We start from the raw sequence: 306 nt of genomic DNA, 5'->3' as shown, positions 1-306 counted from the left end.
TGTCGCCGCGAGCGCGATCGTCGAGTAGACGACGATGTGCCAGCCGTAGAAGCTATCCGGCTTGCGGTACGACGAAGGGCGATATGAGGACGGGCGGGACAGCGAGGAAAGCGCGGACAAGCTCATGCTTTCTTGATCGAGAGGTCTGCTGGGCCGGAACCGGACCGCACTGCTCTGTGCGGCCGGGGATGTCCAGGTACCTATGTTACGCCATCGTTACCGGTGATGGGCGGGGTCGCGCGGATTCGGCGCCTACTCGTCCGCCAGCACCGGGATCGCGGCGAGCAGCAACTCGCGCACGCGGTG

Origin of the sequence: Phytoactinopolyspora endophytica, from assembly GCF_004138495.1 — a bacterium.
Lineage (GTDB): Bacteria > Actinomycetota > Actinomycetes > Jiangellales > Jiangellaceae > Phytoactinopolyspora > Phytoactinopolyspora endophytica.
This window is presented reverse-complemented; position numbering follows the sequence as displayed.